Raw genomic sequence first — 26,514 nt, 5'->3', positions numbered from 1 at the left:
TAAAAAAACCGTCACGGCTCGCACCCGTGACGGTATAATGATCCGGTTAGTTCTAAACGGTCTTGCAAACCACATTTATTAACAACCAAATCTATTGCAAGTTATGCAAAAAAAAGGCTATTGGCTGCCCGTCTGTCAGGGGGGACGACGGGGATTTACCAGAATCTTGTTGCTTATGAAACTAACCGTCATTTTATTGACTGCAGGTTTTCTTCATGTGTATGGCGCCGGCATGGCGCAAAATGTTACGCTCTCAGGGAAAGATATTTCACTGAAGCAGGTTTTCACCGCTATTGAAAAGCAAACCGGTTATGTAGTGTTCTACAACCGGGAAATGCTTTCCAACACAAAGCCTGTATCGCTTACTGCGCGCAATATGCCGCTTATTGACCTGTTGCATGTTGTGCTGAAAGACCAGCCGGTTGATTTTATCATCCAGGGCAAAACCATTATTCTTTCTGAAAAGCCGTTTGCGCCGCCTGCCGGTCTGCCGGTTAAAACGCCATTGGCAAACGCAGTTAACAAACCCGCATTGCCGCCTGTTACCGGCCGTATTGTAGATGCAGAAGGGCGGCCGCTGCCTGGTGTAAGCATTGTTGTGAAAGGCACCAATAAAGGCGGCACCTCTGCTGCAGACGGCAGTTTTGCCATAGCGGTGAATGAAGGGGATGTGCTGGTGATCAGCTCCATAGGCTTTGCGCCGCTCACCATCCGCTATGCCGGCGGCGCATTTCATGCAATGCGTGCAAATACAGGAAGCAAGGTGTTAAGCACCGTGCCTGCTTCGCTGGTTATTCAGCTAACAGCCAGTTTATCTCCCTTAAATGAAGTGCAGGTGATCGGCTACGGCACCACCACGCAGCGGGAAAATACAGGCGCGGTAAGCTCCATTACTGCCAGGGAAATTAGTAAGCAAACCATTGATAATCCATTAACCGCCTTGCAGGGGCGTATAGCAGGTATGCAAATCACACAGGACAACGGCCTGCCCGGCGGCGCTGTGCGGGTAAACATCCGCGGAGCCGGCAACGGGGTTTCCAGCGCGGGGTTTATACCGCTGTATATAGTAGACGGCGTTCCGTTCACACTTTTTAACGGCGGTGTGCCAGCTACAGATAACCTGAACGCATACGGCCTGAGTGCAGCCAACGGCAGCTTAAGCCCTTTCAGCATCATAGCGCCGGAAGATATTGAACGTATTGATGTGCTGAAAGATGCCGATGCAACCGCCATCTACGGCTCCAGGGGCTCAAACGGCGTGGTGCTCATCACCACTAAAAAAGGCCGGCTGTCCAGGACAGCCATTAACGTGAACGCCTATACCGGTACAGCAAGAGTAGGCCACTACATGCCCATGATGAATACCGCAGCATACCTGCAAATGCGTAAAGACGCATTTAACCATGCAGGTGTTACACCCACCAGCGCCAACGCTCCTGACCTTACCGTATGGGACCAGCAGGCCTATACCGACTGGCAGCGGTGGGCCATAGGCGGAACCGCACACACCACTAACGTAAATGCATCTGTTTCCGGCGGTAACGCGCAAAACACATTCCTGCTAACCACTACTTACCGGAAGCAGGGAACCGTGTACCAGGGCGATTTTGGAGCAAATACCTTTTCCGGCAGGCTGAATGCGGGCCACCGGAGCGCCAATAATAAGCTGAGCATAGATGTTACTGCTAATTATTCCTATATGGGCACAACAATGCCCAATACAGATCTAAGCACCATTTACAATCTTGCGCCTAACTATCCAATCTTTAACAGCGATGGCAGCTGGAACTGGGCAGCTACCAATCCTTTGTCTTACCTGAAAAAAACAACCAAATCACAAACCACTAACCTGATCTCCAACCTGAACATAGCGTACAAGGTATTGCCCGAGCTTACGCTGAAGGCAAACCTGGGCTATACGCTCACCAGGCTGAAACAACAGCAGGTAAACCCCGCCAGCGCACAAAACCCGGCCGGCTCGGTTAACAGCTCGCTAAGATATGCGGACAATGACAATAACAACTATATCATAGAACCGCAGGCCGAGTATGTGAAGAACATCAGCAAAGGCAGCCTGCGGGTGCTGGCCGGCGCTACTTTCCAGCAAACAAAAGCAAACGGCATTTCCTTAACCGGTACCGGCTATACCAACGAAGCGCTGATTTATTCGCTGCTGGCAGCATCTACTGTTACTACCTCTTACAATAATAACTCCACCTACCGGTATAACGCCCTGTTTGGCCGGGCAAATTATAATTGGGACGGTAAGTATATTGTAGATGGTACTTTCCGCAGGGATGGCTCCTCACGCTTTGGCGCAAACAATAAGTTCGGGAATTTCTGGGCAATAGGTGCTTCCTGGATCTTCACCGGGGAGGAGTTTATGCAGCAGGCGCCTTTCCTGAGCTTTGGCAAGCTGCGTGCAAGCTATGGCGTTACCGGCAACGACCAGATACCTGACTACCAGTATTTTTCCCTGTACGGCGTTGCAGGCTCCAGCTCCAGCTATAGCGGTACTACCGTATTATATCCATCCAATATTGCTAACCCCACCCTGCATTGGGAAAGCACCTCCAAGCTGGATGTAGCCCTGGAGCTGGGTTTCCTGGAGGACCGCATCTTACTGAAAACGGATTACTACCGCAACCGCACCTCCGACCCGTTGAACTATGTTACGGTACCATCGCAAAGCGGCACCACCAGCTATCTCGGGAACTTTGACGCGGTTGTGCAGAACAGGGGATGGGAGTTTGAGCTGAATACCACCAACATTAACGGGAAACACTTTCGCTGGACAACCAACCTGAACCTCACGATGAACCGGAACAAGCTGCTGTCTTTTAAAGACCTGGCTACTTCCAGCTACAGCAACAGCTATATCCTTGGCCAGCCTACGGATATTGTTAAGCTGTATCACTATACAGGACCCGACGCCCAAACAGGGCTGCCCACTTTTGCAGATCAGAACAAGGATGGTAACATTCTTTACAGCGACGACCGGTATGTGGCTAACTACGGCCATCCTTACTATGGAGGCATCAACAACAGCTTTACCTACAAAGGCTTTCAGCTGGATGTTGCTTTCCAGTTCAACCACCGTTATGACTATAAGAACGCCACGTTAGCGTTTAACTATGACCCGTACGGCTACACTTACGCCAACCACAGTGAGGCGGTTGCCGACCGCTGGACCGCGCCTGGCAGCAGCGGCTATTACCCCGCTGCTTCGGTAACCGGCAACGCCATGTATTCCACGCTGGCCAGCTCGGACTATAACTGGGGCAATATCTCCTACATTAAGCTGAAAACAGTAAGCCTTAACTATTCATTGCCTAAGCAGTGGTGCCGGCCTATCAGGCTGTCGGCAGTAAGGGTATATGTGCAGGGCCAGAACCTGTACACCTGGGCAAAGCAAAAGTACACGTACGATCCGGAAACATCTGTTCCCGGCACGGGCAGCGGCCTGGGTACCGGGCGTTTCCTGGCCATGCCGCAGCTGCGCACCATTGTATTCGGTTTGAATTGTTCACTTTAATCTTAAACACGCTGTCTTTTATGCATATTCACCATACATTAAAAATATTACTTTGGGCGTTGCTGGTTTTGCCGGCAGCCTCCTGTAAAAAGTATCTTGAGATTGATCCGGCCTCTAACCTGGTTACCACCGGTGATGCCTATACGTCCGATGCTTCTGCCACCAGCGCAGTGCTGTCAATGTACTCGTACTATCCCACCACGTACTGCCTGCAGTACTTTACCTACCTGGGCGGGCTGGCAAGCGATGAGCTGCAATACACCGGCTCCGTAGCCGGGCTGCAGGAGTTTGCACAGTCAGCGGTAAGCGCCACCAATTCTTATAACGAAAGTTATTTATGGACCTATCCTTACCAGGTGATCCGGGAAGCTAACCTGGCCATCAACGGCATTACCAGCTCCGCTGCATTGTCTGCCGCCACAAGGAGCCAGCTGTTGGGAGAGGCCAAGTTTTTCAGGGCTTTCATTTACTTTAACCTGGTGAATTACATGGGCGGTGTGCCGCTTTCATTAGACCCTGTTGAGCTTAACAATGCATATTTAAGCCGTGCTGCGGCAGATACCGTGTATAACCAGGTAATAGCCGACCTGAAAGACGCGCAAAGCCTGCTGCCCGAAAGTTACGCAGGCACCGCTTCGTTAAAGGCAAGGGTAAATAAATGGGCGGCCACTGCCTTGCTGGCAAGGGTTTACCTGTATGTGAAAAATTACCCGGGTGCCGAAGCGGAAGCCGCTAAAGTAATTAATGCAGGGGTATATGCCCTTCCTGAGCTGAGCAGCACTTTTCAGAATACGAGCAGCGAAACCATTCTGCAGGTTGCCAGCATTAACGGTTATTCGCCTGTTTTTGGCGCCTATCGCACCGCATCTTCCAACGATAATGTGGCGCCCCCGGTGTATACTTTGTCTGCAGGCATGGCAGGCGCGTTTGAAGCAGGTGACAACCGCAGGAGCGCCTGGGTAGACTCCACCACTTACAACAATGTTAAATACTACAGGATCAATAAATACAAACTGTCAACAGCCACTACCGGCAACGAGTATACGGTGCTGCTAAGGCTCGCGGAGCAATACCTCATCCGTGCGGAGGCCAGGGCGCAGCAGGCAAACATTGGCGGCGCACAATCCGACCTGGATGAAGTGCGCCGGCGGGCAGGTTTGGGTAACACTACTGCCGCTACCAGGGAAAGCCTGCTGCTGGCAGTGGCGCAGGAGCGCAGGGCCGAGCTGTTTGGTGAGTTCAGCCACCGCTGGTTTGACCTCAAACGCACCGGACTGGCAGATGCGGTGCTGGGCGCGTTAAAACCTACCTGGAAATCAACCGCAGTACTAATGCCGGTGCCTTACAACCAGCGGCTGCAAAATACCAACCTTACACAAAACCCCGGTTACTAATGTTCAACACAAAAAATTAAAGAAATGACCATGAAAACTTTCATAAGAGCAGCCGCAATGTTATCAGTATGCATTGCCTTGTATATAAATGCCCGCGCGCAATCAAAAACGGTAACAGACAGTATAAAAACAGCGCTGGATAAGCTGCTGGCGTCAAAAAATGCAGCCGACAGCCTTTTGGTGAACAGCAGGCTGGCAACGCTTGCCGGCAGCAGCCAGGAGCGTGAAGTGATCCTGGCATCGCGTTATTACTACCGTTTGGGTAAGGATAAAACAGCAGATTCCATCAGCGGGCTGCAGCTGAAAAAATTTCCCCTTGGTATAGCGGCACGGGGCCTTGAGGAGCAGGCCGTATTCAAGGAAAAAACCGCTGCCGGTAAAGAAAAAGCATACCTGGCCTGGGTGAAGAAATTTCCGCCTGAAAAATTTCAGGCCGGCGAGATAGACGATAATCTTCTTTATGATTATGCCCGCTCCGCCATTGCTGGCGCCTATGCCGGAGAAAAAAACGTAGCAAAGGCCCTGGCCTATATTGATATGCTGCAGGTGGATTTCTGGAAAGGCAATGCATACTCAGGGCTATCCAATGCTTTTTATAAGAACGGCGACCTGGAACATGCAGAGCTGTTTGCCCGGAAAGCAATGGAAAACGCGGAGTCGTACACAAATGGTAAAAAAGGCGACAGTAATGCGGCGAAGTTTGCAGCCTCCGGCTACTCGGGTTTAACCAGCACTTACGCAAACATTTTATTTGAACGTAAGAAATATGCGGAAGCATTAAAGTTCTTTGAGGCTGCCTATAAAAATGCCGCCGCATTAAACCCCCAGCTGAATTTCAGGTACGCGCAAATACTCGCAGGGCTTGGCCGTGAACAGGACGCCTATGATAAGCTGGACGAAGTTGTTAAAGCAGGCAAGGCTTCTCCCGGGATGATTGATACGTTTAAAACACTTTACATTAAAGTGAAAGGGAGCGAAGCGGGTTTCAGCGACTATACAGCAGCTGTAAGAAAAAGCTACTTGGATGCACTGCAAAAGAAGCTGGCTAAAGACATCATTAAAGAACCGGCCCCGGGATTTGTTCTGAAAGACCTGGACGGCAAACAGGTGTCGCTGGCAGACCTGAAAGGCAAAGTAGTAGTGCTTGATTTCTGGGCCACCTGGTGCGGCCCTTGTAAGGCATCATTTCCGGCTATGCAGATGGCGGAGAACAAGTACAAAAATGATCCCGGCGTTAAGTTCCTGTTTATTCATACCTGGGAAAGGTCGGCCGCTGCTCCCAAAGAAGCAAAAGCCTACGTGGAAAGCAACGGTTATGATTTCCAGGTGCTGATGGACCTGAAAGACCCGGAAACCAAAGCCAATAAAGTAGTAAGCAGCTATAAGGTAAATGGCATACCGGCAAAATTTATTATTGACCCGCAGGGCAACATCCGGTTTAAGCTTACCGGCTTTGACGGCAGCAAAGAAGCAGCCGTGGATGAGCTGTCTATGATGATTGACATGGTGAAAAAGGATTCGTGATTATTAGCTTGCAGGAAACAAAAAGCCGCGTGGATCGTGAGATTTACGCGGCTTTGCTTTACTATCGCACCCCGTCAATTCTTCCTGAAATCAGAAGGGCGGGATAATGTAAAATCATAAAAAGCATCGCTAAAAGGCCCTACTGCGGAATAGCCTACCGCGTATGCAACATCCGAGATCGGCATATGGGTTTTCAATATCAGCTCCATGGCGGTGATCATGCGCAATGTTTTTACATATTGCAGGAAGCTGATATGAAGCGTTGACTGAAACAGGCGGGAAAACGATCTTTCGCTAAGCGCAAAGCGTTTGGCAACTTCTGAGATCACCAGCCGGTTGCCTACATTTTCCTCCAGGTATTTCGTGATCTGCAGCATCAGCGGGTGGTTGGTTTTGGGAAGCATAATAGGCAGCGATACCTTATTAAGCGTTGGCAGCAGCTTTTTTAATGCCACCAGGAACTCAAAGTTATTATCATCCCGGCACACATGCATACTGTCCCAGCATTCGGTATAGTTGATCATTTGTATAAGCAGCTCACTGGCGGGATAAATGCCGAATTTGCCGTAAAAGTCGTTACAATGATCATCGGTAGCATAAAAATACAGGGAACGGAGGGTGCCGTACGATCCCACCTCCAGCTCATGCATCATGCCCTGCGGAATCCAGAAGTAATGCCTGGCCGGTACTACATATGTTTTGTTCAGGGTTGTAATATAGGCCAGTCCGCCTTCCACATAGCTCAGCTGGCCCTTTGCGTGCTTGTGCAACGGTATCAGCTTTTCCGACTTTTCATGCATTACAAAAACGGCGTCGTCTTGTTTATCTATCTCAGGTAAGGAGGCAATAAGGCCCATGTTCAGTTGCGTGTTCCTAAAAAAATGCAAAATTATAACATTGGCCGGAATAAAGAAAAGAATGGCAATTTAGGAGAAATGCCAATTTTAGCGGCTGCATAACTTTGCGGCCGCAATATGTACTACCATACGACTTTTATCCTGGCGGGCTCGCTGCTGATAAGCAAGGCCGCCACAGCACAAACAAAAGACACATTCAGGATAACACTACAGGAGGCATGGCAGAAGGCGGAAGCGCACAGCCGCCTTATTCAGATTACAGGAAAGGCCGCGGAAATAGCAGGGGAGGAAGTAAGGGATGCACAGCTGGAACGGCTGCCGGAGGTAGGAATGACAGGCAGCGCCGAGAAAGCCACCAACATGTCCATCTATGAAAACGGTATATTTTCCGGCGCTACACAGCAACATGAGATCATTCACAATTTATATAAGGTAGGGGCCGACTTTTACCTGAACCTTTACAATGGCAGCAAACAGAACCTGAAGATCCGCGAAAACAGGCTGCTGCAGCAGATTGCGGAGATAAAAAAGGAGGAGGCTACCTCCGGTATAAGATATAAAACAGCAGCGCTTTATCTCGACCTGCAAAAGTCGCTGGTTTTCCGCGATCTCATTATTAAAGATATTGCCGACCAGGAAAAACAGCTGAAGGAGATCCGCTCCTTCCATAAGAACGGCACGGTGCTCAGAAGCGATGTGCTGCGGGTAGAGCTGGAGCTTTCAAGGCGTAAGATGGCGCTGGTTACCATTGACAACGATATACTGATTGCCAGCCAGAAGCTCAACATCATCATGGGAGAGCCGGACGACCAGGTGATACTGCCCACGGCTTTTGAACCTGCCGCCCAGCCGCATGAAGACTATAATAATTACCTGGCGGTAGCGCTGGAACATTCCTTTTCCTATCATATTTCCGAACGGCAAACAGAACTGAGTAAAACAAACCTGCAACAGGTGAAAGCCAGCATTATGCCCAAAGTAGGCCTGTACGGCGATTACTGGTATTCCAACCCGCAGATATTTTTGTTTCCCTATAACCCAGCCTGGTATTCACTGGGCGTTACCGGCATTAAGGTTACGCTTCCTGTTTCCGAGCTATACCATAATACACACAAGGTAAGCGCGGCCAGGATAGAGCTGGAAAAAGAAGAGGAAGCGCACCGCGATACAGAAGATAAGGTACGGCAGCAGGTAAAAGAAGCATACCTGCGTTATAAGGAATCACTGGTGCAGATAGGCGTGGCCGAAGATAATGTTGCCCAGGCCGAAGAAAATGCCCGCATTATTAAAAACACCTACTTCAACCAGGCTTCCCTGATCACCGACCTGCTGGATGCGGATGTGCAGCTGCTGCAAACACGCTTTGAGCTGGCAGCCGCCCGTATCATAGCCCAGGATAAGTTTTACCTGTTACAAAATATAACCGGAGTTCTTTAAGATGAAAAAGAAGTACACTGTCACTGACCGCATTATTACTAAAATTACAGGATGGATTGCCGGTTTCACGATGCTGGGGCTGGCCGTTTGGGGAGGCTTTACACTTTGGGGGTATTATAAATACGAACAAACCAACGACGCCCAGGTGGAAGAATATGTGAACCCTGTAATATCAAGGGCCGGCGGCTTTATTGTTGCAGTAAAATTCGACGAGAACCAGCATGTTAAAAAGGGCGATACCTTACTGCTTATTGATGACCGGGAATATACCCTGCAGGTAGCACAAACCGAAGCCGCTATAAAAAAAGCAACCGCCCAGCTGCAGGTGCTGGAAAGCAATATCCATACCCTGGAACGGAATGCAGATGCCGCCAGCGCGCAGATAAAGGCTGCGGAAGCAAGGGTATGGAAGCAAAAGCTGGATTATGAGCGTTATAATGCGCTGTATAAAGAGGAGTCAGCCACAAAGCAAAAGCTGGAGGATATGCAGGCAGCGCTGGATGTTAACAACAGCGACTACCAGGCGGCGCGTGAAAATTTTAACGCGGCAATAGCAAAGATCGAAGATGTAAAGGCCGAGAGGGCGGTTGTACTGGCCGATATTGCCCGCCTGAAGGCGCTGCTGGACCGGAACAAGCTGGATGTAAGCTATACGGTAATCACCGCTTCCTACGACGGGAGAATGGGAAGAAGAACGGTAGAAGTGGGGCAGATGATAGACGCAGGGGAAGTGCTGGCCTATATCGTGAACAATGAAACCGACAAATGGGTGGTTGCCAACTACAAGGAAACGCAGATAGCCAATATGCACATTGGCGATACGGTAAAGATACTGGCCGATGCTTTCCCCGACAGGGAATTTAAAGGCACGATTATTTCGCTTTCCCCGGCCACGGGCTCCAGCTTTTCTTTGCTGCCGCCTGACAACTCCACGGGCAACTACGTAAAAATTGTGCAGCGCGTACCCGTACGCATACGGGTTGACGGCAACCGTAAAGAAATAGATATGCTGAAGGTTGGTATGAACGTTAACGTATATACGCCTAAAAACCAAAAGCATAATGGCTAGTGGAATACCGATCTTTAAGAAATGGGTGCCGGATTGGGCAATAAAGATCATCCTGTTTTCGCTTATACTGCCTACGCTGGTGCTTTTTTTTCTGCCCTTTGCCAATATCAACGCTGCTGCGGGTTTTTACGGAAGCGAGCCTGCAGATATACAATTTGCCGTTGCGCTTTTCTATGCCGGCTACGTAGCTTTTTACAGCCTGGAACGGCGGTTTTTTACATTCCTGGCCGCAAAGGAATACTTTATAATTTTTACCATACTGGAAATACTCACCACGCTCATATGTTATCATACAAATGAGCTTTACGTGCTGTTCCCCATAAGGTTTTTCCAGGGTATGCTTTTTTCCAGCACCGTAAATCTTTCCTTAGCCCTGATGTTTACCCGGCTGCGGACCGAAAGGGCGCGGGAAGTGAGCTTTTCCGTATTCTTCGGGATGCTCATCTGTATTGTTCCGTTCAATAACCTGGTAACAGCCGATCTCATAGATGCGTACAATTTCAACATCGTGTACAAGGGCGCGTTGTTTTCCTACCTGCCCTGTTTGTGCGCCATCATGATTTGTATGAATAACGTACGGCTGAATGTACGTTTCCCGCTTTACCGGCTCGATTGGCAAAGCTTTGCCTACTGGGGAATTATCCTGAGCCTGCTGGGTTATGTAGTGGTTTTCGGGCAGGAATATTACTGGCTGGAAGACCCGCGTATAGGCTACTCCGTGCTGGCAATGGCTGCAGCTACCATACTGTACCTGGTGCGGCAAAGGAGCCTGAAACACCCGTACCTGCACCTGGAAATATTCCGTTTCCGGAATTTTAAGATGGGCATTTTCCTGATATTCGTGCTCTACATCTGCCGCTTTGCCATCAATATTACCAATGGCTTTTTCGGAACCGTGCTGGGGCTGGACCCCATGCATATCAGCTACATTAATACCATGAACCTTACCGGGCTTATTATTGGTGTTATTGTTTCCTGTGCCATGATTCTTCAGAAAAAGAATATCCGTTTTATATGGTTTCCCGGCTTTTTATTGTTGCTGGTTTTTCATGTGAGCATGTTCTTTATTCTCAGCACAGAGGCTAACGAGAATAATTTCTACATCCCGCTCTTTATCCAGGGCCTGGGCGTAGGCATGATCATGGTGCCTACCATTGTTTACGCGGTTTCTTCCGTGCCCGCCACTGTTGGCGCTGCCGCGTCTTCCATTTGTCTTGCTGTTGGCTATATAGGCTTTTGCGTAAGCATCGCATTGATCAATTTCTGTGATCTTTATTGCAAAAGCAGGCATTATAACGCCTTCCAGGATCATATTACGAAGATAGACCAGCCTGCATTGCATGGCTTATCGCTCCATACCGGTAACATGATGGCTAAAGGAATGGCGCATAAACAGGCGGTAAAGGCAGCGCATAAGCTGGTGGTAGCATCTATTAACAAGCAGGGGCAGATCCGGTTTGCAATGGACTATTATGAAATGATGGCGGTAATGCTGATCGGGACCATCCTGGTTATTGCCATTTTCCCGTCACTCAACAAAACAGTGGTTTACCTGCGGTCGCGCAGGCTTACGCCGGCATAACAGGCGGCCTTATAATTTCAACAATCCCGCATTATCATGAAGGTGAAACATATATTATTCACAGCCGGCCTGGTGGCGTTATTTACCGGCTGTAACAAGGATGATCAGGCGTTTAGGCTGAAAACAGTTACGCTTAATGCCCACCGGGAAGGAAAATACCCCGGGGAACTGCTCAGCATCCGCATTGTTGATGCGGCTGATACGGCGCATGTATTAGGTACTACAAAGGGCTATCCTGCGAACCTGCCGCTTCCGGTAACGCTGTCGGTTTCCCCCAATTTTAAATGGGAGCTTTATAAACAATCTTTTTATGTGCAGCTGTTGGGCGATTCAACAGGCCTGATCGGGTCGTGCAAGGTGAACATGGATAACTATAAAATTATCTTTCCCCTGGAGATGGAAGTAGAAAGCGAAGCGGTAAATGTAACGTTGAGCGGTAAATGGGATTAACAACAGGCGGCTGGCTCAAAAGTCTGAGCCAGCCATCTGTTTTATTTACCCGCTTTCACTGTGCCAAAAAAACGTTGCTTGTCGCTTTTTGCAGGCACCAGCGGCTGTATGGCTGCTGCTGCTTCAATAGAGCGGTCGGCTTCAATCAGGCTGGCGCCGTCGTTGATAATAGCTTTATAGGCAGCGGCGCGTTCCGCAGGCGCGGGCAGCTTGTCGTACGTAGGCGCTGTTGAGATCATGCACATGACCCCCCGTTTGTTCAGCTGTTCATACAGCGGTTTCAGGGAGGCTTTATTGTCGGGCCCTACATAGGCCATAATGTGCGTCCAGGGTATGCCGGCTGCTTCATATTCATGCATGGCTTCGGGCGTTTTTACAAAAGCTTCAAACACGATCTCCGGGTTACGGTCATGGTAAAACTTTGCTTCCTGCGCGGTATGCACGGTCACCATTACATGGCCTTCGGCATGCATGTTTTTAATGATCCTGGCTGTCATTTCAAAAGGCACATCCTTTTTATCCAATATCAGTACTGTTTTGCCCTTGCTCCAGCGGATGGCTTCTTCCAGGGTGGGGATGCGGTAGGGAGTAACTTTCCCGTTCACATCTTTCAGGTGCAGCTTTTTCAGCTCTGCAAGGGTATAGTTGCCCACCTTGCCGGTGCCGGTAGTGGTGCGGTCCAGGGTAGCGTCGTGCATCAGCACAATCATGCTGTCTTTGGTAAGGCGCGGATCTATTTCAAAAGTGGCCGGCGTGTGGCGGAGGGTGTTTTCAAAAGCTTCAATGCTGTTTTCCGGAAAGCCTTCGTTTACGCCGCCGCGATGGCCGCTGATAAAGGGAATATCGTGCCCCGTGTAGTGAAAGAAGGCCCGCAGCTCCTTTGCATCCCTGATCTTCAGCACATGCAGTGTGCCGGACTGCGCCAGGGCAGGCAGGGTAAGGGCCGCAGCCGCCGCGAAGGCCATTAGTTTTTTGTACATATCAGAATTTTGAATTTAAATGTTGTAAGGTAAAATCGTTGTGGTCCGATAAGGTGAATACCGTTACCGTGGCATTGTCCTGCACCAGCATGCGGTAATTCTTCAGGGGCATGCCCAGGCGGTAGGCCAGGTACAGGCGGTTTACGCCGTTATGCGCGGCTACCAGCACGTTGCCGGAGGCATGGCGCTGCAGCAGCTCGCGGAAAAAGTCGTCTACCCGCGTTACAATCTCCAGGCCGGTTTCGCCGGTGCCGCCTGCGCGGTGGGCAGCCGGATCGTCCATCCAGTTATGCCACAGCTGCGGGGCTGCTGCAATAAACTCCTCCTTTGTTTTCCGCTCCCATGCGCCAAAGTCGGCTTCTATGAGGCGGTTGTCTTTAATAACAGGCTTTCCGGCGGCAATGCCGGCTGTAACAAATGCCCGTTCTAACGGGGAGGAGTATACGCCCACAAAGGAAGTGCCCTTTAGCTGGTCGCGTACTATTCCTGCCTGCTGTATGCCCTTTTCCGTAAGGGGAATATCCGTTCGGCCGCAATACCGGTTGTTGTCGGCGTTCCAGGCCGTTTGGCCGTGCCGTAGTAAAAACACATTAAGCATATGCCTGATCTGGTAGGTAACCTTTTTGTTTGAGCGTTTGAATAAATGCCTGGTAATTTTGTTCGTAAGCCGCCGCCAGGGCCGGCGCGGGCTGTACCTGCTTTTCAGGCTGCGTCATGGCGGCGGCAGCTTCCATGATGTTGGAAAAACAGGTTTTGGAGGCCGCCAGTATAGCAGCGCCCATTGCGCCTGTCACCTCTTTCATTTTATACAGTGGCAGGTTTAGCACGTTGCTGCGGATGGTGAGCCAGGTAGCGCTGTTGCTGCCGCCGCCGGCGGTATAAACGGCCTTTACTGGCTCGCCGCTAAGCCCGCGTATTACATCGTAAGCATACCGTTCAATATAGGCTACGCCTTCCATGCCGGCGGCAAAGCGCTGGGCGGGCGTAAGGCCGGGTGCTTCAAAACCCCTGGCCTGCGGCGCTATGAACGGAAAGCGTTCGCCCTCCTGCAGCAGCGGCCAGGAGAGGTATGGTGTGGGAATAAGGGCTGCTGCCTGCGTTTCCAGGGCCACCAGGTTTTCCCGGAAGTAACGGGTTACCCAGTCGGCGCCGGTATTGCTGGCCCCCCCGGGCATCCAGTAACCTTCGGGGTGGCGGTGGCTGTACAGCCTTCCCTCCGGGTCATGCACAGGTGCGGTGGTTACGCCTTTGATCACCAGGGTGGTGCCAATGGTGGTGTTCCAGTCGCCCGGCTTTACGGCGCCCGATGCTATCTGCGATGCGCATCCGTCCGTCATGCCGGCTACTACCGGCACCTGTGCGGGCAGGCCCCAGGCCGCTGCAAGCGCCGGGTGAAGGTTGCCCAGCGGTGTGCCGGAGGGCACTACATCCTGCAGCCAGCTGCGTTGCAGCGGCAGCTGTTGCCAGATGTAGGCAGGCCAGCACTGTTGTCCCACATCATAGCCCGACTTGAGCGCGTTGGTAAGGTCGGTGGTGTTATACCGGCCGCAAAGCCGGCCGGTGATAAAGTCGGCGGCATGAATGAACTTATAAAGCTGTGCCGCCTTGTGCGGGTATTGCTGTACAAACCACAACATTTTGGCCAGCCCGCTGGATGCGTTAAAGGCCGTATAACCGTTAGGGTTATAGGCCAGCGCTGCTTCCCGGCAGGCTTTTCCTGCTGCCGCCTGCCGCCCGTCGCTGTACATGAGCGCATTATGTAAAGGCTGGTAATTACTGTCTATGGGCACAATGGTGCCGGAGGTGGAGGTAACGGCTATGGCCTTTACCTGCCGCAGGTCTGCTTTCCCCGTTACATCCGCCAGCAGCTGCTGCAGCAAGCGGCAGCAGGTTTCCCACCAGGCAACGGGCGATTGCTCCTCCCTTGATTGTGCGCTGAGCGGAAAGCTTTCTTCCCGGCTGCCCAGCACATTTCCCCGGACATCTGCCAGTATGGCCCGTTCGCCCTGTGTGCCTATGTCAATTCCTATAAAGCATGCATCACTGTTTCGCATATACCGGTTTAAGGGTGAGTGTGTCCGTTCATGTTCCTGAAGTAGCCGCGGGTTTTTTCCCATTCCGCATACAGGGCGGTATACTCCGCTTCCTGCTGCGGGTGCACCACTTCAATGGAATCATCCATTTGCGCGTTTACCTGCAGGGCCTCATTGCAAATAAGGGCGCCGCCAATGGCCGATGACTGCTGGTATTCATGCCGCATCTGCACTTTTTTGCCGGTAAGGTTGGCAATAAGCTGCCGCAGCACCCGGCTTTGCAGCCCGCCGCCGCAGCCCCAGATATAATCCGGCTCATGGCCGGCCACTGCCGCCAGTATCTGGTAGTTCCTTACAATGGAACAGGCAATGTCTAACACGGTAGCCCATACGAAAGAGCCGCGGGTAAGCAAATGCGAAACAGGAGTAGGGAAGAGGAAGCCGCCCCGGGTCAGGGGCGTTTCCTCATCTGCCAGCAGAGAGCCAAGTGAGGCCATACAAAAGTGATGGGTATTTTCTGCCAGCTCTTTTTCTATTATGCTATAATCTTCATTCGGGTAAAAAATCTCTTTCAGCCGTTGGTAATTAAGCCCTGTTACGCCGGCATTGGCTTCAAAAATAAAGCGGCCGCTCTCGATGTCGCGGCTGGTCCAGGTTCTCTCCTCATCATCAAGCGTGTAGGCGCCGGTGAGCTTTACAATAGGGGTGGTGGTGCCGGAAACAATCACCATATCGTCTACCGTGGGGCGCGTGCTTTTAATGGCCAGCTGCGTATCGCCGCCGCCTGTTACGATTTTCACAGTTGTGGAAATGCCCAGCTGCTGCGCAACATCCGGCAAAATGTTTCCCAGCACGGTGGCCGACGACACCAGCTCCGGCAGCATAGCGGGCGCCAGGCCAAACACCTGGCACAATGCGGGCGACCATTGCTTTTGCGCTACATCATACAACAGGGTTTCAGATGCCTGTGAGTGCTCATACCGGGCAATGCCGCTTAGCTTATACTCTATCCAGTTGCTGATGCTCAGGAAAGTGGCGCATTCTTTCCATAGCGCCGGCTTCCGCTCACGGATGCCTACCAGCTTAAGGGCCGAGAACAGCGATGTGGGGTAGCGGCCGGTAAGCTGGTACACGCAGCTTTTGTCCGGGATAATATGTTCCCACTCTCTTCCCCGGTGGTCAATGTTCGGCAGGCCTGCCAGCGAGCGGCCGTCGGCGGAAAGCAGCACAATGCCCTCGCGTTGGCTGGTGGCTGTGATGGCCTTTACAGTTTGCGCCGGTATTTGCGCCAGCACCTGTGCGGCCAGGCGCAGCACCTGCTGCCACAGCTGGTCAGGATCAAACTGCAGCGCATCCGGGTAAAGCGGGTCTTTGCTGTAGGAAATATCTTCCCGGGCAACAGCCAGCACATGGCCGTGCTGTGAAGCAGCGGCTACGCGTACATTACCCGTGCCTATGTCTACAATAATATATGAGCCTTGTGTTGTCATTGCAAATGCACTTTAAGTATTTCTTTATTCGCCAGCTCGGCAATGCCTTTATTGCCGCGGGCATACCATTGCAGCAGCGCCCTGTTCATAATCTCCACATGGTGGTCTTCCACTTCAAAAGTAGCGCCTGCGATATGCGGTGTGGCTATAACATGGGGCAAATCAATGAGCCGGTAGTCTATAGCATCCGGCGGCTCATTGTTGAATACATCCAGTACGGCGCCGCGGATAGCTTGTTTTTCCAGCACATCCAGCAGGTCTTCCCGCTTCACCACTACAGCGCGGGCGGTATTAACAAAGATGGCGTCTTTTTTCATCATCGTCAACAGGCGGCCGTCTATCATGCCTTTTGTTTCTGCAGTTACCGGCAGGTGAATGGAAACAATGTCAGCCTCCGTAAATACCTGCTCCACGCTGCATTTGCGGTAGCTGCTGTTGTATTCCGCCACATAAGGATCATAGAATATGATATTGCAGGGATAAGGCTGCAGCAGGCGGGCTATCAGCTGCCCGATGGCGCCAAAGCCTACCAGCCCGATTGTTTTACCGGCCAGCTCATTGCCTTTGAAGTGGAGGTAGGAGTCGTGCGCGCCCTCCTGCCACTGCCGGCCTTTGAGCCATGCCATGCCGGGCAGGGTATTGCGCAGCAGCATAATAACATTGGAGATGAACATTTCCGCTACTGCCTGCGCATTGCGGGCAGGCGTAAAGAAAACAGGAATGCCCAGCTCCGTGGCAACGGACACGGCTACGTTGGAAGGCGTGCCGCGGCATACGCCAATGAACTGCAGGGCAGGTACGGCGCGGATTACCTGCTCCGTAACATGGTCGTGCTCCGTGATCAGCGCTTCCGCTCCCGTGGACTGAAGCAGGTGAAGTATCTCTGCTTCGTTATACGCCCGGCCATTAGGTTTCCACGACCGGTAAATGACCTCTCCAAATTGTTTTTCCAGTGCTTTCAGCCCATCATCATGATAAGGCGCTGTAATCAGTAGTTTCATTCGTAAGCGTTTAATTTCATTGCCTCATGAAATCTCGCTTTAAGGCTCAATTTCATTCGTGCATGTTTGTTTTTGCTATTCTTCAATATCAATTGGCTGTATGATCGTATGGGTAACTGTTTTGGCATTGTTCGGCAGTGTAATGAACCGGGTTAGCAATGCGCTGATGGCGTACAGCACGGCCAATATCCATATTACGCCGGCGTCGCCCATGCTGCCTATGCACAGGCCCACAATAGCCGGGCCTACGAACACCGGTAAACCCGCGCCCAGGTTCAGTATGGCCATGGCAGCGCCTTTGTCTTTCTTCACCAGCGACGGCACCAGGGCCGACAAAGGCACGTAGCCTGCCAGGCACGCGCCCCACAGTACACCGGCGGCCATCACCATCCAGTAGCTGCCGTTCGATAGCTGCGGCGCATAATAAAACAACAGGGTAGAAAGGGCGCAGCCGATACCGCCAAACCACATAATGGTATTGCGCCATCCCAACCGGTCGCCTACGAACCCGAAAATGAGATTGAACACAATGTTGGCGGTAAAGATGGTGCCCCATATCTGCAGCCATTGCGTTGTGTCAAAACCATGGCGGGCCATGTACATGGGCAGGAATACCGGGAACGCAAATTGCGCGGTGGTATTGATAACGCGTACAATGCCGCCCAGCAGCACCTTCGGCTCTTCCCCAACAATGGTAAGCCCTTTAATAAGCTCCTGCGTTTTTGAGCTGGCGGCGCCCTGCTTCCTGGTTTGCCCCTTGTTCAGGACCAGCGCAAAGAAGGCGCCCAGCGAAGCCCAGAACAGGGAGGTCCACAGCGTGTTCAGGTGGCCAAAGCGCTGTATGGCCCAGCTGGAGTAATAGGCGCCCAGCACATTCAGGCCGCCGGTAAATACAAACCAGAACCATCCCACGGCACGGCCCAGCTGCTGCTGCGGACTGCCGTATGCAATCCACACCAGGAAAGAGTAAGCAAAAAGCGGGTACCCGAAACCCCGCAGCGCATACGTAAGCAACATTACCGGGTAGTGCAGCTCCGGCATGCCGTAGCCTACAAAGCCGATAGTGCCCGCTATGTAAAGCAGCAGGCCAGCCAGCATGGTGCGCTTTATGCCGTACCCTTCTGCCAGCACGCCCGAGAACCAGGCGGATATGGCAATGGTAACGCCGTAGGCGGTAAAAAGACTGGCGGATTGCTGCACCGTCATACCGCGTGACACCAGGTAGGGGCTTAGCCAGCCCTGTTCAATGCCGTCGCCCATCATGAATATCATGATGCCGGCGTAGCCCCATAGCAGCTGCGGGGGAATGCCTGCTTTACTTAGCAGGGACGTTTGCGTGGAATGGTTGTTGGTTGACATGAATGTATCAGTTGTTGATCTAAAGGTTATACAAAGCGTTCGCTAATTCGTCCATCCCGGGTTCTGCTGCAGGTTGCTGTTCAGCACAATCTCATTGTAGGGAATGGGATAAAAATATTTATAGTCCTCATACTTGCGCGGCAGGTTGTTGAACAGTACCAGGTTACCGCTGCTGCCGCCGCTCAGCTTAAACTGCGTGCCGTCAACCAGGAAATAATACACGCCCGGCACTTTGGTCGAAGGTATGCTTTCTACAAAGGAAACATCCATCTTGCCATCTTCATTCAGGTCAATAAGCGTATTAAGTGAAGGCACATACATGCCGTCGTACTGGTTTTCCAGCAGCTTGCCGGCTTTCCAGCGTTTAAGATCATCATAGCGGAACCCTTCCAGCGCCAGCTCTATGCCGCGTTCGCGGCGGATTTCCAGCAGCGCGGGATCGGAAATGCCCGGGTAGTAGTTTTGCTGCAGGTAAGGATCGGCAGTGGTGGGAAACGCTACGCCGGTAATGCCGGCCCGCTTGCGCAGCAGCGCAATGGTGGCGTCCCAGTCGGCAGCGGTGAAGCTGCCGCGCTCCGCTTTGGCTTCTGCATAGTTCAGCAATACTTCTGCATAGCGTATCAGGGGAAGCGAGTTGTAGTTTTCCGCTACCCCGTCAGTGGCTTTGGAATCTACCGCCAGCTTAATGGGCATATAACCTGTATAGGTATACGTAAAGTCGGGCGGCGCAATAACGCCGTCGCGTGTATAGTTGCCCATGCGTATAGATTGTTTCAGGCGCAGGTCGCGGTCTTTTACCTCCTCATTGAACGGAATGCTGTTATAGTTGCTTTGCGCTGTAAAAGGTGTGCCGTCGGTTTTCAGGTAGGTGTTAATGAACTTTTTGATAAAGCTGAAACGGCCGCCGTAGGTAGCGCTGGTCCAGTACCAGTTGGCGTCGTTGAAAACGCGCAGGCTTTTGCTGTTCACAGCTGCCAGTATCACTTCGGTGGTGTTGGGCGTTTCATTGATGAACAGGTCGCGGTAGTTTTTGTCGGCAGCGCCACTGGTGAGCAGCTTGTACTGGTTGCCTTTCATTACAGCGTCTGCGGCGGCAATGGCGTCATCCAGCCACTGGTTGGCGGTACCGGCCAGGCCCAGCTCTGTATGGTATTTGCGGAAGGTGCCTTCAAACAGGCATACGCGCGATTTAAAGGCAAGGGCTACCCAGCGGGTTACCTGTGAGCCGCTGTTGTCTTTAGCGCTGCGCAGGTTGTCGCAGGCAAAGTTCAGATCGGCCAGCACGCTGTCCATTACCAGGGTGCGCGGGTCGCGCCCTTTGTACAGGTCAGGGTCGGAAGGAGAGAGGGTTTTGCCATACCAGGGCACATCGCCAAACTGCTTCACCTTTTCAAAATAGATCCATGCGCGGAAAAAGCGGGCCAGCCCCAGGTAGTGGTTCATGGCTTCGGCCGGTATCTGCGCCTGGGTGGCATGTTCCAGGAAATAGTTCACCTTGCGCAGGCCGGTCCAGGTCCAGCCGGTAGCCTGGGTTGGGCCAAAGGAGCCATAAATGTAGTTAGAGGGCGTTCTGCCTACCAGGTAATCGCTCAGGTCATCTCCTCTTACAATATCGTTGCCGTTAGGCAGCTCAAGATAAAATGAGTTGGCATAGAGCTGCAGGTCTTTTTCTGTATTGAATGCGTTTTCCGGCGATAGCTTGTCAAACGGCTTCAGGTCCAGGTTACGGTCACAGGCAGTGAACAGCGTTGTTGCTGTAAATAACAGTAGTATATAGTAAACGCGTTGCATTATTCATTGTTTTATTTGAAAGTAACATTAACACCTACGGTGTAAGTCTTCAGCATGGGATAGCTCATGCCGTTGCCCGCGCCGGAAGCCAGCTCCGGATCGGCGCCTTCAATCACCTCAGGGTCCATTGTTTTCACATGCTTGTACATGGGCGTCCAGGTCCAGAGATTTTGCCCGGTCAGGTAAATATGGGCATTGGCAATACCGGCTTTGGAAATAAGCGCAGCAGGCAGGTTATAGCCAATGCTGATGTTTTTGAGCCGTATATAGGCAACGTTTTGCAGGTACTTTGTTTGCGGTACGGTAAGCTCCGCGCGGGAGTTCAGCGCCGTGTAGCCGCGCAGGCGCGGGAAATAGGCGTCCGGGTTATCTTCCGACCACATGTTGTTTATAACGTCCACGGGCTGCCAGCTGTAAGGGCGGTTATAGGAGCCCCAGAACAGGGAGTTGTCTGTGCCCGGCCAGAAATCGCGCTTGCCTACGCCCTGCAGGAAAAACGACAGTGAAATGCCTCTCCACGCCATATTGCTGGTAAAGCCGTACATATAGCGCGGCGATGTGTTGCCGATAACCCTGCGGTCGCCGGGGTCGGAGAGCGAGCCGGCGCCTTCATTTATCTTTTTATCGTTGTTAAGGTCTTTGAACTTTATATCGCCGGGCAGCGGCTTGTTGGCGGCAGATACGCGTATAAAGCTCTGGTCAATACCGCGGCTGTCTATCTCCTGCTGATCCTTGTAATAGCCGTCTGTTACAAAGCCCCAGATGTCGCCCACCTTCATGCCTTTATAATAGGTGTTGATAAGGCCCAGGGGATTGTTAAAGCGGGTAATCTCGCTCTGGTTGTCGGACAGCACCAGCTTTACATCGTAGCTGAAGGGATGGGCGCCCTTGGGGCTGTTACGCCAGCCGATGGAAAATTCCCAGCCTTTGGTTTCCAGGTCGGCATAGTTGCCTTTAGGCTCTGAAGCGCCGAATACAGATGGCAGCGGAAGCCCGTCGGTGAACATGTTGCTGGTGCGGCGGATGTACCAGTCAAAGTTGGCGGTTAACCGGTCGTTCAGGAAAGCCAGGTCGGTACCCAGGTTAAACGTGGTGGCTTTTTCCCAGGTAAGGCCGTTAGGTATTACATTGGGCTGCTGCGTATAGTCGGGCCGCACGCCGTTGATGATGCGCGACAGCTGGTTTACCGTCATGGTTTCCAGGAACTGGTACGGATCTACGTTACCGTTGCCCAGGGAGCCGTAAGAGGCCCGCAGCTTAAAGTCAGATACCGCTTTGTAAGGCACTTTCCAGAACTTTTCCCTGGAAATGCGCCAGCCTGCGGAAGCAGACGGGAAGAAACCCCATTGCTGGTTCCGGGGGAACTTGGAGGTGCCGTCGTAACGCCCGTTCACTTCCAGCAGGTAACGCTCATCATAGTTGTAGTTAAGGCGGAAAAAGCCGCCGATAGTTCTCCACTCATTACCGCCGCCTCTCAGCATATAATTGAGGCCGTTAGTGAGGGAGAAATCCGGCAGCTCTTTGTTGATGATGCCGTCGCGTTGGATAAAACGGCTTTTCAGCAGGGAGTTTTCATAGTTATAGCCGGCCATAGCCTTGAAGTAATGTTTACCGAAGTTTTGTTCGTATTCCGCGTAAATGTTGGAAGCCAGGTAGGTGGTCCGGTCCTCATTCTCATTCATCTTGCTTTCACCGCGTTCCAGCAATGCGCCCGGCTTAACGCTGTAGGGCACGGGGGTGTATATACGCGTTTCCACATCATTCAGCTTCCAGAAGGTGAAATCGCCGTTCACCCGCACCTTATTCTTAAACAGCGTGGCGGTAAAGCGGGAGGTGTTGCGCACCTGCATGCGGTTCAGCTCCGACTGGTTGTTGCCGGAAATGAAGCTGCCGAATACGATGGAGGCGTTTTGCGTAAGCGACCCGTCGGGGTTGCGCAGCATGGCAATGGGAAATGCTTCGTCCGATACCCTTCTCCATACCGGCGTGTTGTTGGGATGGTTCAGGATAGGGTAGAAGTAGTCTGTTTGGGTAAAGCTCAGGTCATTTTCAATCTTCAGCCACGGGAACGCCTGTACGGAACCGCGCGCCCGCAGGTTATAGGTTTTAAAGTGATCGGGATTGTAACGGAAAATACCCTTCTGGTACATGTACCGGCCGGAGAGGTAGTAGCCCACGTTTTTGCTGCTGCCTGATACGCTCAGGTTATGTTCGGTCGATGGGTTGGCGTCTGCATACAGCTCTTTCAGCCAGTCGGTATTGCCGTAGTAAACATATTCGCCGGTGGCCGGGTTAATGTCTGTTTTCGGCAGCGACGGATCTTCGTTGCGGCGTTTCAGCTCGTCCAGGTAATCCAGGGAAAAGGGAAACACGGAGTTTACTTTCTGCGCATGCGCGGCATAGTCGTTCCAGGAGGCAAATGCTTCGTCAAAAGTTTTGGCCCACTGGTAACCGTTAGTGACCATCCTGGGTTTGATGGTGCGGTCGTTCAGGGAAACGTTGCCGCTGTAGTTCACCACTGTTTTGTCTTTAGCCGGGCTTTTGGTGGTGATGAGGATGACGCCGAAGGTACCCCTGGCGCCGTAAATAGCGGCAGCTGCGGCATCTTTCAGCACGGTTACGCTGGCAATGTCGTTCGGGTTCACCATGTTGGGATCGCCCGGCACGCCGTCTATTAATATAAGGGCGCTGCCGCCTGCGCCAATGGAGGTGGCGCCGCGCACGTTATATGCTGCGCTGCGGGTGGGCTTACCATCCGTCATACGAATGTTAAGGTTGGGTATTACACCCTGCAGGCCGCGGGTAACATTGGGCAGCGGGCGGTTTTCAAACACTTCGCTGCCTACCTGGTCTACGGCGCCGGTGAGGTTTACCTTTTTTTGTGTGCCGTAGCCCACTACTACCAGCCCTTCCAGGTCTTTAGCAGCGGATTGCAGCTGTACGTTAATTGTATTGCGGCCGTTAACAGGTATTTCCTGCGCGGAAAAGCCTACAAAAGAAAATACAAGCGTGGCCTGCGGGGTGGATATTGTGAGCTGGTAGCGGCCGGTTTCGTTGGTAGCGCCGCCGTCAGAAGTGCCTTTTACCCTGATGTTAACGCCTGGCAGCGGTTCGCCTTTATCATTGGTGACAAGCCCTTTCACTGTTTGCCGCGTTTGTGCGGCCAGCAGGGACGGAAGTATAAGGAACAGTAGTCCCAGCATGCGCCGGAGGCGCATGGCAGTACAGCTATGAGTGTTCATAATGCTGATAATTTGTGGTTGTTGTTGTTTTAGTTTTTTGATTTATAGGTTGATCACGTCCTGCCGCGCCCGTGTACACCAGGTGTGCCGGCGGATGTATCAGTTCGTGGAACTCGTTTTTTTATTACGTGGACTACTTTAAAGCGTCGCCGCGAAAGTAGAATTTAAACTTAATTTAAGTAAACTAAATTAAAGTTAAGAGATTTTTAATTAGAAAATAAAGTTTTTTAAAGGTTTTTTTATTCCTTCTGAAAGAATTGTTTCCCGGCCGTTTTAAGGTTTATTTACTTGTCCAGGTGCGCCAGGTAGGTGGGTTGAGCAGAAATAACCCGCTGATTTACCACGAATGCGCTATATTTGATGAAAGGTTTTTTAATATAAATAAAGAACACTGATTTACCATGAATATTACTGACAGGCACCAGTTCATTTTGCAGCAACTACAGGAAAACGGCAAAGTGGATATACAGGAGCTGACCGACGCCCTGCAGGTGTCAGGCGTTACTATCCGTAAAGACCTGAAGCTGCTGGAGGAAAAAAAGCTGCTGTTCCGCACCAAGGGCGGCGGCTCTACACAAAACCCCTATACTATTGAAAAGCCGATCAATGAAAAAGAGTTTATTAAAGCAGAGGAGAAGAAAAAAATTGCCAAAGCAGCCTTTAACCTCATTGGCATGAACGACTCCATTATTATGGGCTCCGGCACCACGGTGTTTGAGCTGGCCCATATACTGCACCCCTCCAAGCACCTCACCGTAATAACGCCTGCCCTGAAAGTAGCGCTGGAGCTGTGTAACCGCCCGAATGTAAATGTGCTGCAGATCGGGGGCCTTATACACCCCAGCTCCGCATCTGCCGGCGGCTCATTTGCAGAACGCCTGCTGGATGATATTTCCTGCGGCGTATTGTTTATAGGCGTGGATGGCATTGACCCTGAATTCGGGCTGTCTATCACCAATCTCGCAGAGGCCAGCCTGGACACGAAAATGGTACAGCTGGCGCAAACCGTGGTGGTAATGGCCGACAGCTCCAAATTTGACCGCCGGGGCATTGGCCGCATCTGCAGCCTGGAGCAGGTGGATTATATTATTACCGATAACCTGGTGCCGCCCGATACTGTTAAAATGGTGCAGGACCGCGGCGTAAAAGTGATTATTGCATAATAACAACAGGTGTGCAAGGCATTCCTCACGTTGAGTATTGTTTTATTGGATGAATGTGGCGCCGGGCAGGAACGCCTGCAACGGCAAAGAGCGCATCGAAAATGGCGCTTGGTTTGCATTACCGGCTTAAAAGCCGTAGCATGCAAAAAGCGAATCATACAGGGATCATACCCGCCCAACACACAGGAGAAAAGATAGATACCGAATCTGCTGTTGAATGCAATAGCATAGCAGCAGCCAAATCATTATACACCCTGGCCAAAGGCCGTTTATTGGATATAAACAACTGGCAGCACCTCACAGGAAGGCTGCTGGCCGGTTTTCAGCTGGTGAATGAGCAAGGGCAGGAATTGAACCGCCTGGTGCAGCAGGGCGATTATTGCAGGATTGATATACCGGGGCCGGGTTCAAAAAGCGGGGAAGGGTACGACTGGGTGCAGATAGAAGCAGTGGATGAAGTAGCAGACCCCTCCATTGAAAGCATTGGCATCAGGGCGCGCCCTGTTGCTAACCCGCAAAACGCCGGCAGCGGTATCAGCCACTTTTATTCAGCGCAAAGCACCAGCAACTTTACTGTAACCCGCGAAGGCAAAAAAGTAACGGCCGGCGTTTACGACCGTAATGTTAAGCCTAACCAGCATACAGATAATATGGTTGATAAAATGCGCCACGCCATGGCCGGGGCGGGCGCTATTGCCGCTTTTTCAAAAATACAGTGGAAGCAGCTGGTGGATGGATTGCTGAAAAAGGATTAAAAAAGGACAGTCCTTTCGGCACTGTCCTTTTTATGATTAGTAGGATAACTGCCGGGTATGCGCCCCTTCAGGTAAGTTTACTACAACCTTTGTCAGCTGCTTTTTATCGTTGTAGGTATAGTCATAGGTGAAGGTATAGTTATACTGGCCGGTTACAACTTTGCTCTTCAGCAGGTTTTTGTTGAAGAGGGTTTCAAAATTCGCAATGTCATCTGCCCCCAGGATATTCATGCCGGCGTTAAATAAAGAAAGCGGTTTAAAAACATTCGGCTCAGTGCTGTAAGTGAATGTAATTTCATTCAGCAGTACATCCTGGTTACAGTACTCCTTCATACCGGTAATATTGCCGTTGGTTATTTCATAGGTAGCATAGTTCCACAGCGTCAGCGGCCCTCCGTCAAAAGGGTCATTGTCGTAAAAGCTTTTCTTTGAAAGAACACCGTTGGTATATTCAAACACGTACCGGGTCTGGTAATTGCCGCCCTTAAAGTTAAACTCGGTCAGCTGCTGATCTGCATTGTAGCTCAAAGTAGTTACGTTGCCGTCGCCGTACCCGTCTTTTTCTGTAATGGTGCTAAGCTGGCCGGCAGCATTATAGGTAGCTTCCAGCGTATCTTCCCAGGAGCTGTTTATGATGCTTTTAATACGATGGCTGTTATCGTAGCTTACAAGGAAAACCGTATCATCGCCCGGTATAAGCCCCTGCGTCATTTTAACGAAAAGGGAATCGCCCGGTGTTTCCCCCGCAGGGCTGTTGTCATCTTTGCTGCAGGAGAAAATGGTTAACGAACCAATTAATAGCAATGGAATTGCAAATTTCATTTTCATAGATATAGACATTTATATATGGCA

At 51.5% G+C, this 26,514-nt stretch carries 19 protein-coding genes; 9 read left to right on the top strand and 10 right to left on the bottom strand.

Translation table 11 applies throughout. The features are described 5' to 3' along the window. Nucleotides 1–175: 175 nt before the first annotated feature. The 3 genes from VFS25_RS00585 to VFS25_RS00575 are packed head-to-tail and all read left to right on the top strand — an operon-like array spanning nucleotide 176 to nucleotide 6,453. A complete protein-coding gene (locus VFS25_RS00585; RefSeq protein WP_326460162.1) occupies nucleotides 176–3,535 on the top strand; it encodes a SusC/RagA family TonB-linked outer membrane protein in 3,360 nt (1,119 codons plus the stop codon). Nucleotides 3,536–3,555: 20 nt separating this feature from the next. After that, nucleotides 3,556–4,929, top strand: coding sequence for a RagB/SusD family nutrient uptake outer membrane protein (locus VFS25_RS00580; RefSeq protein ID WP_326460161.1), 1,374 nt, complete (start codon nucleotides 3,556–3,558; stop codon nucleotides 4,927–4,929). Nucleotides 4,930–4,959: 30 nt separating this feature from the next. Then, nucleotides 4,960–6,453, top strand: a complete 1,494-nt coding sequence (locus tag VFS25_RS00575) for a TlpA disulfide reductase family protein (protein ID WP_326460160.1) — start codon at nucleotides 4,960–4,962, stop codon at nucleotides 6,451–6,453. Between the two features lie 74 nt (nucleotides 6,454–6,527). Here VFS25_RS00575 and VFS25_RS00570 read toward each other — a convergent pair whose 3' ends face one another. Further along, entirely contained in the window at nucleotides 6,528–7,310 is a 783-nt protein-coding gene (locus tag VFS25_RS00570) for an AraC family transcriptional regulator (protein WP_326460159.1), read from the bottom strand. A gap of 117 nt (nucleotides 7,311–7,427) precedes the next feature. On the opposite strand from VFS25_RS00570, the gene VFS25_RS00565 reads away from it, so the two are divergent. Genes VFS25_RS00565 through VFS25_RS00550 form a run of 4 tightly spaced genes read left to right on the top strand, consistent with a single transcriptional unit; the run spans nucleotide 7,428 to nucleotide 11,848 of the window. Next, nucleotides 7,428–8,747 carry a TolC family protein gene (locus VFS25_RS00565; RefSeq protein WP_326460158.1) on the top strand — a complete coding sequence of 440 codons (1,320 nt, stop codon included), beginning with the start codon at nucleotides 7,428–7,430 and terminating at the stop codon, nucleotides 8,745–8,747. Nucleotide 8,748: 1 nt separating this feature from the next. Continuing rightward, nucleotides 8,749–9,816 carry an HlyD family secretion protein gene (locus tag VFS25_RS00560; RefSeq protein WP_326460157.1) on the top strand — a complete coding sequence of 356 codons (1,068 nt, stop codon included), beginning with the start codon at nucleotides 8,749–8,751 and terminating at the stop codon, nucleotides 9,814–9,816. Continuing rightward, on the top strand, nucleotides 9,809–11,398 hold the full coding sequence (locus tag VFS25_RS00555; protein ID WP_326460156.1) for a beta-carotene 15,15'-monooxygenase: 1,590 nt from the start codon (nucleotides 9,809–9,811) through the stop codon (nucleotides 11,396–11,398). The genes VFS25_RS00560 and VFS25_RS00555 overlap by 8 nt, the downstream gene beginning before the upstream one ends. 36 nt (nucleotides 11,399–11,434) lie before the next feature. Then, a complete protein-coding gene (locus VFS25_RS00550; protein ID WP_326460155.1) occupies nucleotides 11,435–11,848 on the top strand; it encodes a hypothetical protein in 414 nt (137 codons plus the stop codon). 41 nt (nucleotides 11,849–11,889) lie between these two features. Here VFS25_RS00550 and VFS25_RS00545 read toward each other — a convergent pair whose 3' ends face one another. The 8 genes from VFS25_RS00545 to VFS25_RS00510 all read right to left on the bottom strand — a co-directional run bounded on the left by VFS25_RS00545 (nucleotide 11,890) and on the right by VFS25_RS00510 (nucleotide 23,744). Further along, nucleotides 11,890–12,828, bottom strand: a complete 939-nt coding sequence (locus tag VFS25_RS00545; protein ID WP_326460154.1) for a glycerophosphodiester phosphodiesterase family protein — start codon at nucleotides 12,826–12,828, stop codon at nucleotides 11,890–11,892. 1 nt (nucleotide 12,829) lies between these two features. Next, nucleotides 12,830–13,426: a histidine phosphatase family protein gene (locus VFS25_RS00540; RefSeq protein ID WP_326460153.1), complete on the bottom strand. Its 597-nt coding sequence runs from the start codon at nucleotides 13,424–13,426 to the stop codon at nucleotides 12,830–12,832. After that, nucleotides 13,419–14,882, bottom strand: coding sequence for an FGGY-family carbohydrate kinase (locus VFS25_RS00535; protein WP_326460152.1), 1,464 nt, complete (start codon nucleotides 14,880–14,882; stop codon nucleotides 13,419–13,421). The genes VFS25_RS00540 and VFS25_RS00535 overlap by 8 nt, the downstream gene beginning before the upstream one ends. An 8-nt stretch (nucleotides 14,883–14,890) precedes the next feature. Further along, the gene (locus VFS25_RS00530; protein ID WP_326460151.1) at nucleotides 14,891–16,351 is read right to left on the bottom strand and encodes an FGGY-family carbohydrate kinase; all 1,461 of its coding nucleotides are present in this window, start codon (nucleotides 16,349–16,351) and stop codon (nucleotides 14,891–14,893) included. Continuing rightward, nucleotides 16,348–17,352, bottom strand: a complete 1,005-nt coding sequence (locus VFS25_RS00525) for a 2-hydroxyacid dehydrogenase (protein ID WP_326460150.1) — start codon at nucleotides 17,350–17,352, stop codon at nucleotides 16,348–16,350. Before VFS25_RS00525 ends, VFS25_RS00530 begins: the two co-directional genes overlap by 4 nt. Before the next feature lie 75 nt (nucleotides 17,353–17,427). After that, nucleotides 17,428–18,711, bottom strand: a complete 1,284-nt coding sequence (locus VFS25_RS00520) for an MFS transporter (protein ID WP_326460149.1) — start codon at nucleotides 18,709–18,711, stop codon at nucleotides 17,428–17,430. Between the two features lie 42 nt (nucleotides 18,712–18,753). Beyond that, the gene (locus tag VFS25_RS00515) at nucleotides 18,754–20,502 is read right to left on the bottom strand and encodes a RagB/SusD family nutrient uptake outer membrane protein (RefSeq protein WP_326460148.1); all 1,749 of its coding nucleotides are present in this window, start codon (nucleotides 20,500–20,502) and stop codon (nucleotides 18,754–18,756) included. Between the two features lie 11 nt (nucleotides 20,503–20,513). After that, nucleotides 20,514–23,744: a TonB-dependent receptor gene (locus VFS25_RS00510; protein ID WP_326460147.1), complete on the bottom strand. Its 3,231-nt coding sequence runs from the start codon at nucleotides 23,742–23,744 to the stop codon at nucleotides 20,514–20,516. A gap of 401 nt (nucleotides 23,745–24,145) precedes the next feature. Here VFS25_RS00510 and VFS25_RS00505 point away from each other — a divergent pair, with 401 nt between their 5' ends. Further along, entirely contained in the window at nucleotides 24,146–24,907 is a 762-nt protein-coding gene (locus VFS25_RS00505) for a DeoR/GlpR family DNA-binding transcription regulator (protein ID WP_326460146.1), read from the top strand. Between the two features lie 140 nt (nucleotides 24,908–25,047). Continuing rightward, nucleotides 25,048–25,662, top strand: a complete 615-nt coding sequence (locus VFS25_RS00500; protein ID WP_326460145.1) for a hypothetical protein — start codon at nucleotides 25,048–25,050, stop codon at nucleotides 25,660–25,662. Between the two features lie 36 nt (nucleotides 25,663–25,698). Here the strand turns inward: VFS25_RS00500 and VFS25_RS00495 are convergent, their stop codons facing one another. After that, nucleotides 25,699–26,484, bottom strand: a complete 786-nt coding sequence (locus VFS25_RS00495; RefSeq protein ID WP_326460144.1) for a hypothetical protein — start codon at nucleotides 26,482–26,484, stop codon at nucleotides 25,699–25,701. Nucleotides 26,485–26,514: the final 30 nt, after the last annotated feature.

The organism is Chitinophaga sp., from assembly GCF_035761305.1.
In the GTDB taxonomy this organism is placed as follows: domain Bacteria; phylum Bacteroidota; class Bacteroidia; order Chitinophagales; family Chitinophagaceae; genus Chitinophaga.
This window is presented reverse-complemented; position numbering and strand designations above follow the sequence as displayed.

Coding starts and splice junctions, on each gene's coding strand:
- VFS25_RS00585 (WP_326460162.1), top strand. CDS start 176: ATGAAACTAACCGTCATTTTATTGACTGCAGGTTTTCTTCATGTGTAT.
- VFS25_RS00580 (WP_326460161.1), top strand. CDS start 3,556: ATGCATATTCACCATACATTAAAAATATTACTTTGGGCGTTGCTGGTT.
- VFS25_RS00575 (WP_326460160.1), top strand. CDS start 4,960: ATGAAAACTTTCATAAGAGCAGCCGCAATGTTATCAGTATGCATTGCC.
- VFS25_RS00570 (WP_326460159.1), bottom strand. CDS start 7,310: ATGGGCCTTATTGCCTCCTTACCTGAGATAGATAAACAAGACGACGCC.
- VFS25_RS00565 (WP_326460158.1), top strand. CDS start 7,428: ATGTACTACCATACGACTTTTATCCTGGCGGGCTCGCTGCTGATAAGC.
- VFS25_RS00560 (WP_326460157.1), top strand. CDS start 8,749: ATGAAAAAGAAGTACACTGTCACTGACCGCATTATTACTAAAATTACA.
- VFS25_RS00555 (WP_326460156.1), top strand. CDS start 9,809: ATGGCTAGTGGAATACCGATCTTTAAGAAATGGGTGCCGGATTGGGCA.
- VFS25_RS00550 (WP_326460155.1), top strand. CDS start 11,435: ATGAAGGTGAAACATATATTATTCACAGCCGGCCTGGTGGCGTTATTT.
- VFS25_RS00545 (WP_326460154.1), bottom strand. CDS start 12,828: ATGTACAAAAAACTAATGGCCTTCGCGGCGGCTGCGGCCCTTACCCTG.
- VFS25_RS00540 (WP_326460153.1), bottom strand. CDS start 13,426: ATGCTTAATGTGTTTTTACTACGGCACGGCCAAACGGCCTGGAACGCC.
- VFS25_RS00535 (WP_326460152.1), bottom strand. CDS start 14,882: ATGCGAAACAGTGATGCATGCTTTATAGGAATTGACATAGGCACACAG.
- VFS25_RS00530 (WP_326460151.1), bottom strand. CDS start 16,351: ATGACAACACAAGGCTCATATATTATTGTAGACATAGGCACGGGTAAT.
- VFS25_RS00525 (WP_326460150.1), bottom strand. CDS start 17,352: ATGAAACTACTGATTACAGCGCCTTATCATGATGATGGGCTGAAAGCA.
- VFS25_RS00520 (WP_326460149.1), bottom strand. CDS start 18,711: ATGTCAACCAACAACCATTCCACGCAAACGTCCCTGCTAAGTAAAGCA.
- VFS25_RS00515 (WP_326460148.1), bottom strand. CDS start 20,502: ATGCAACGCGTTTACTATATACTACTGTTATTTACAGCAACAACGCTG.
- VFS25_RS00510 (WP_326460147.1), bottom strand. CDS start 23,744: ATGAACACTCATAGCTGTACTGCCATGCGCCTCCGGCGCATGCTGGGA.
- VFS25_RS00505 (WP_326460146.1), top strand. CDS start 24,146: ATGAATATTACTGACAGGCACCAGTTCATTTTGCAGCAACTACAGGAA.
- VFS25_RS00500 (WP_326460145.1), top strand. CDS start 25,048: ATGCAAAAAGCGAATCATACAGGGATCATACCCGCCCAACACACAGGA.
- VFS25_RS00495 (WP_326460144.1), bottom strand. CDS start 26,484: ATGAAATTTGCAATTCCATTGCTATTAATTGGTTCGTTAACCATTTTC.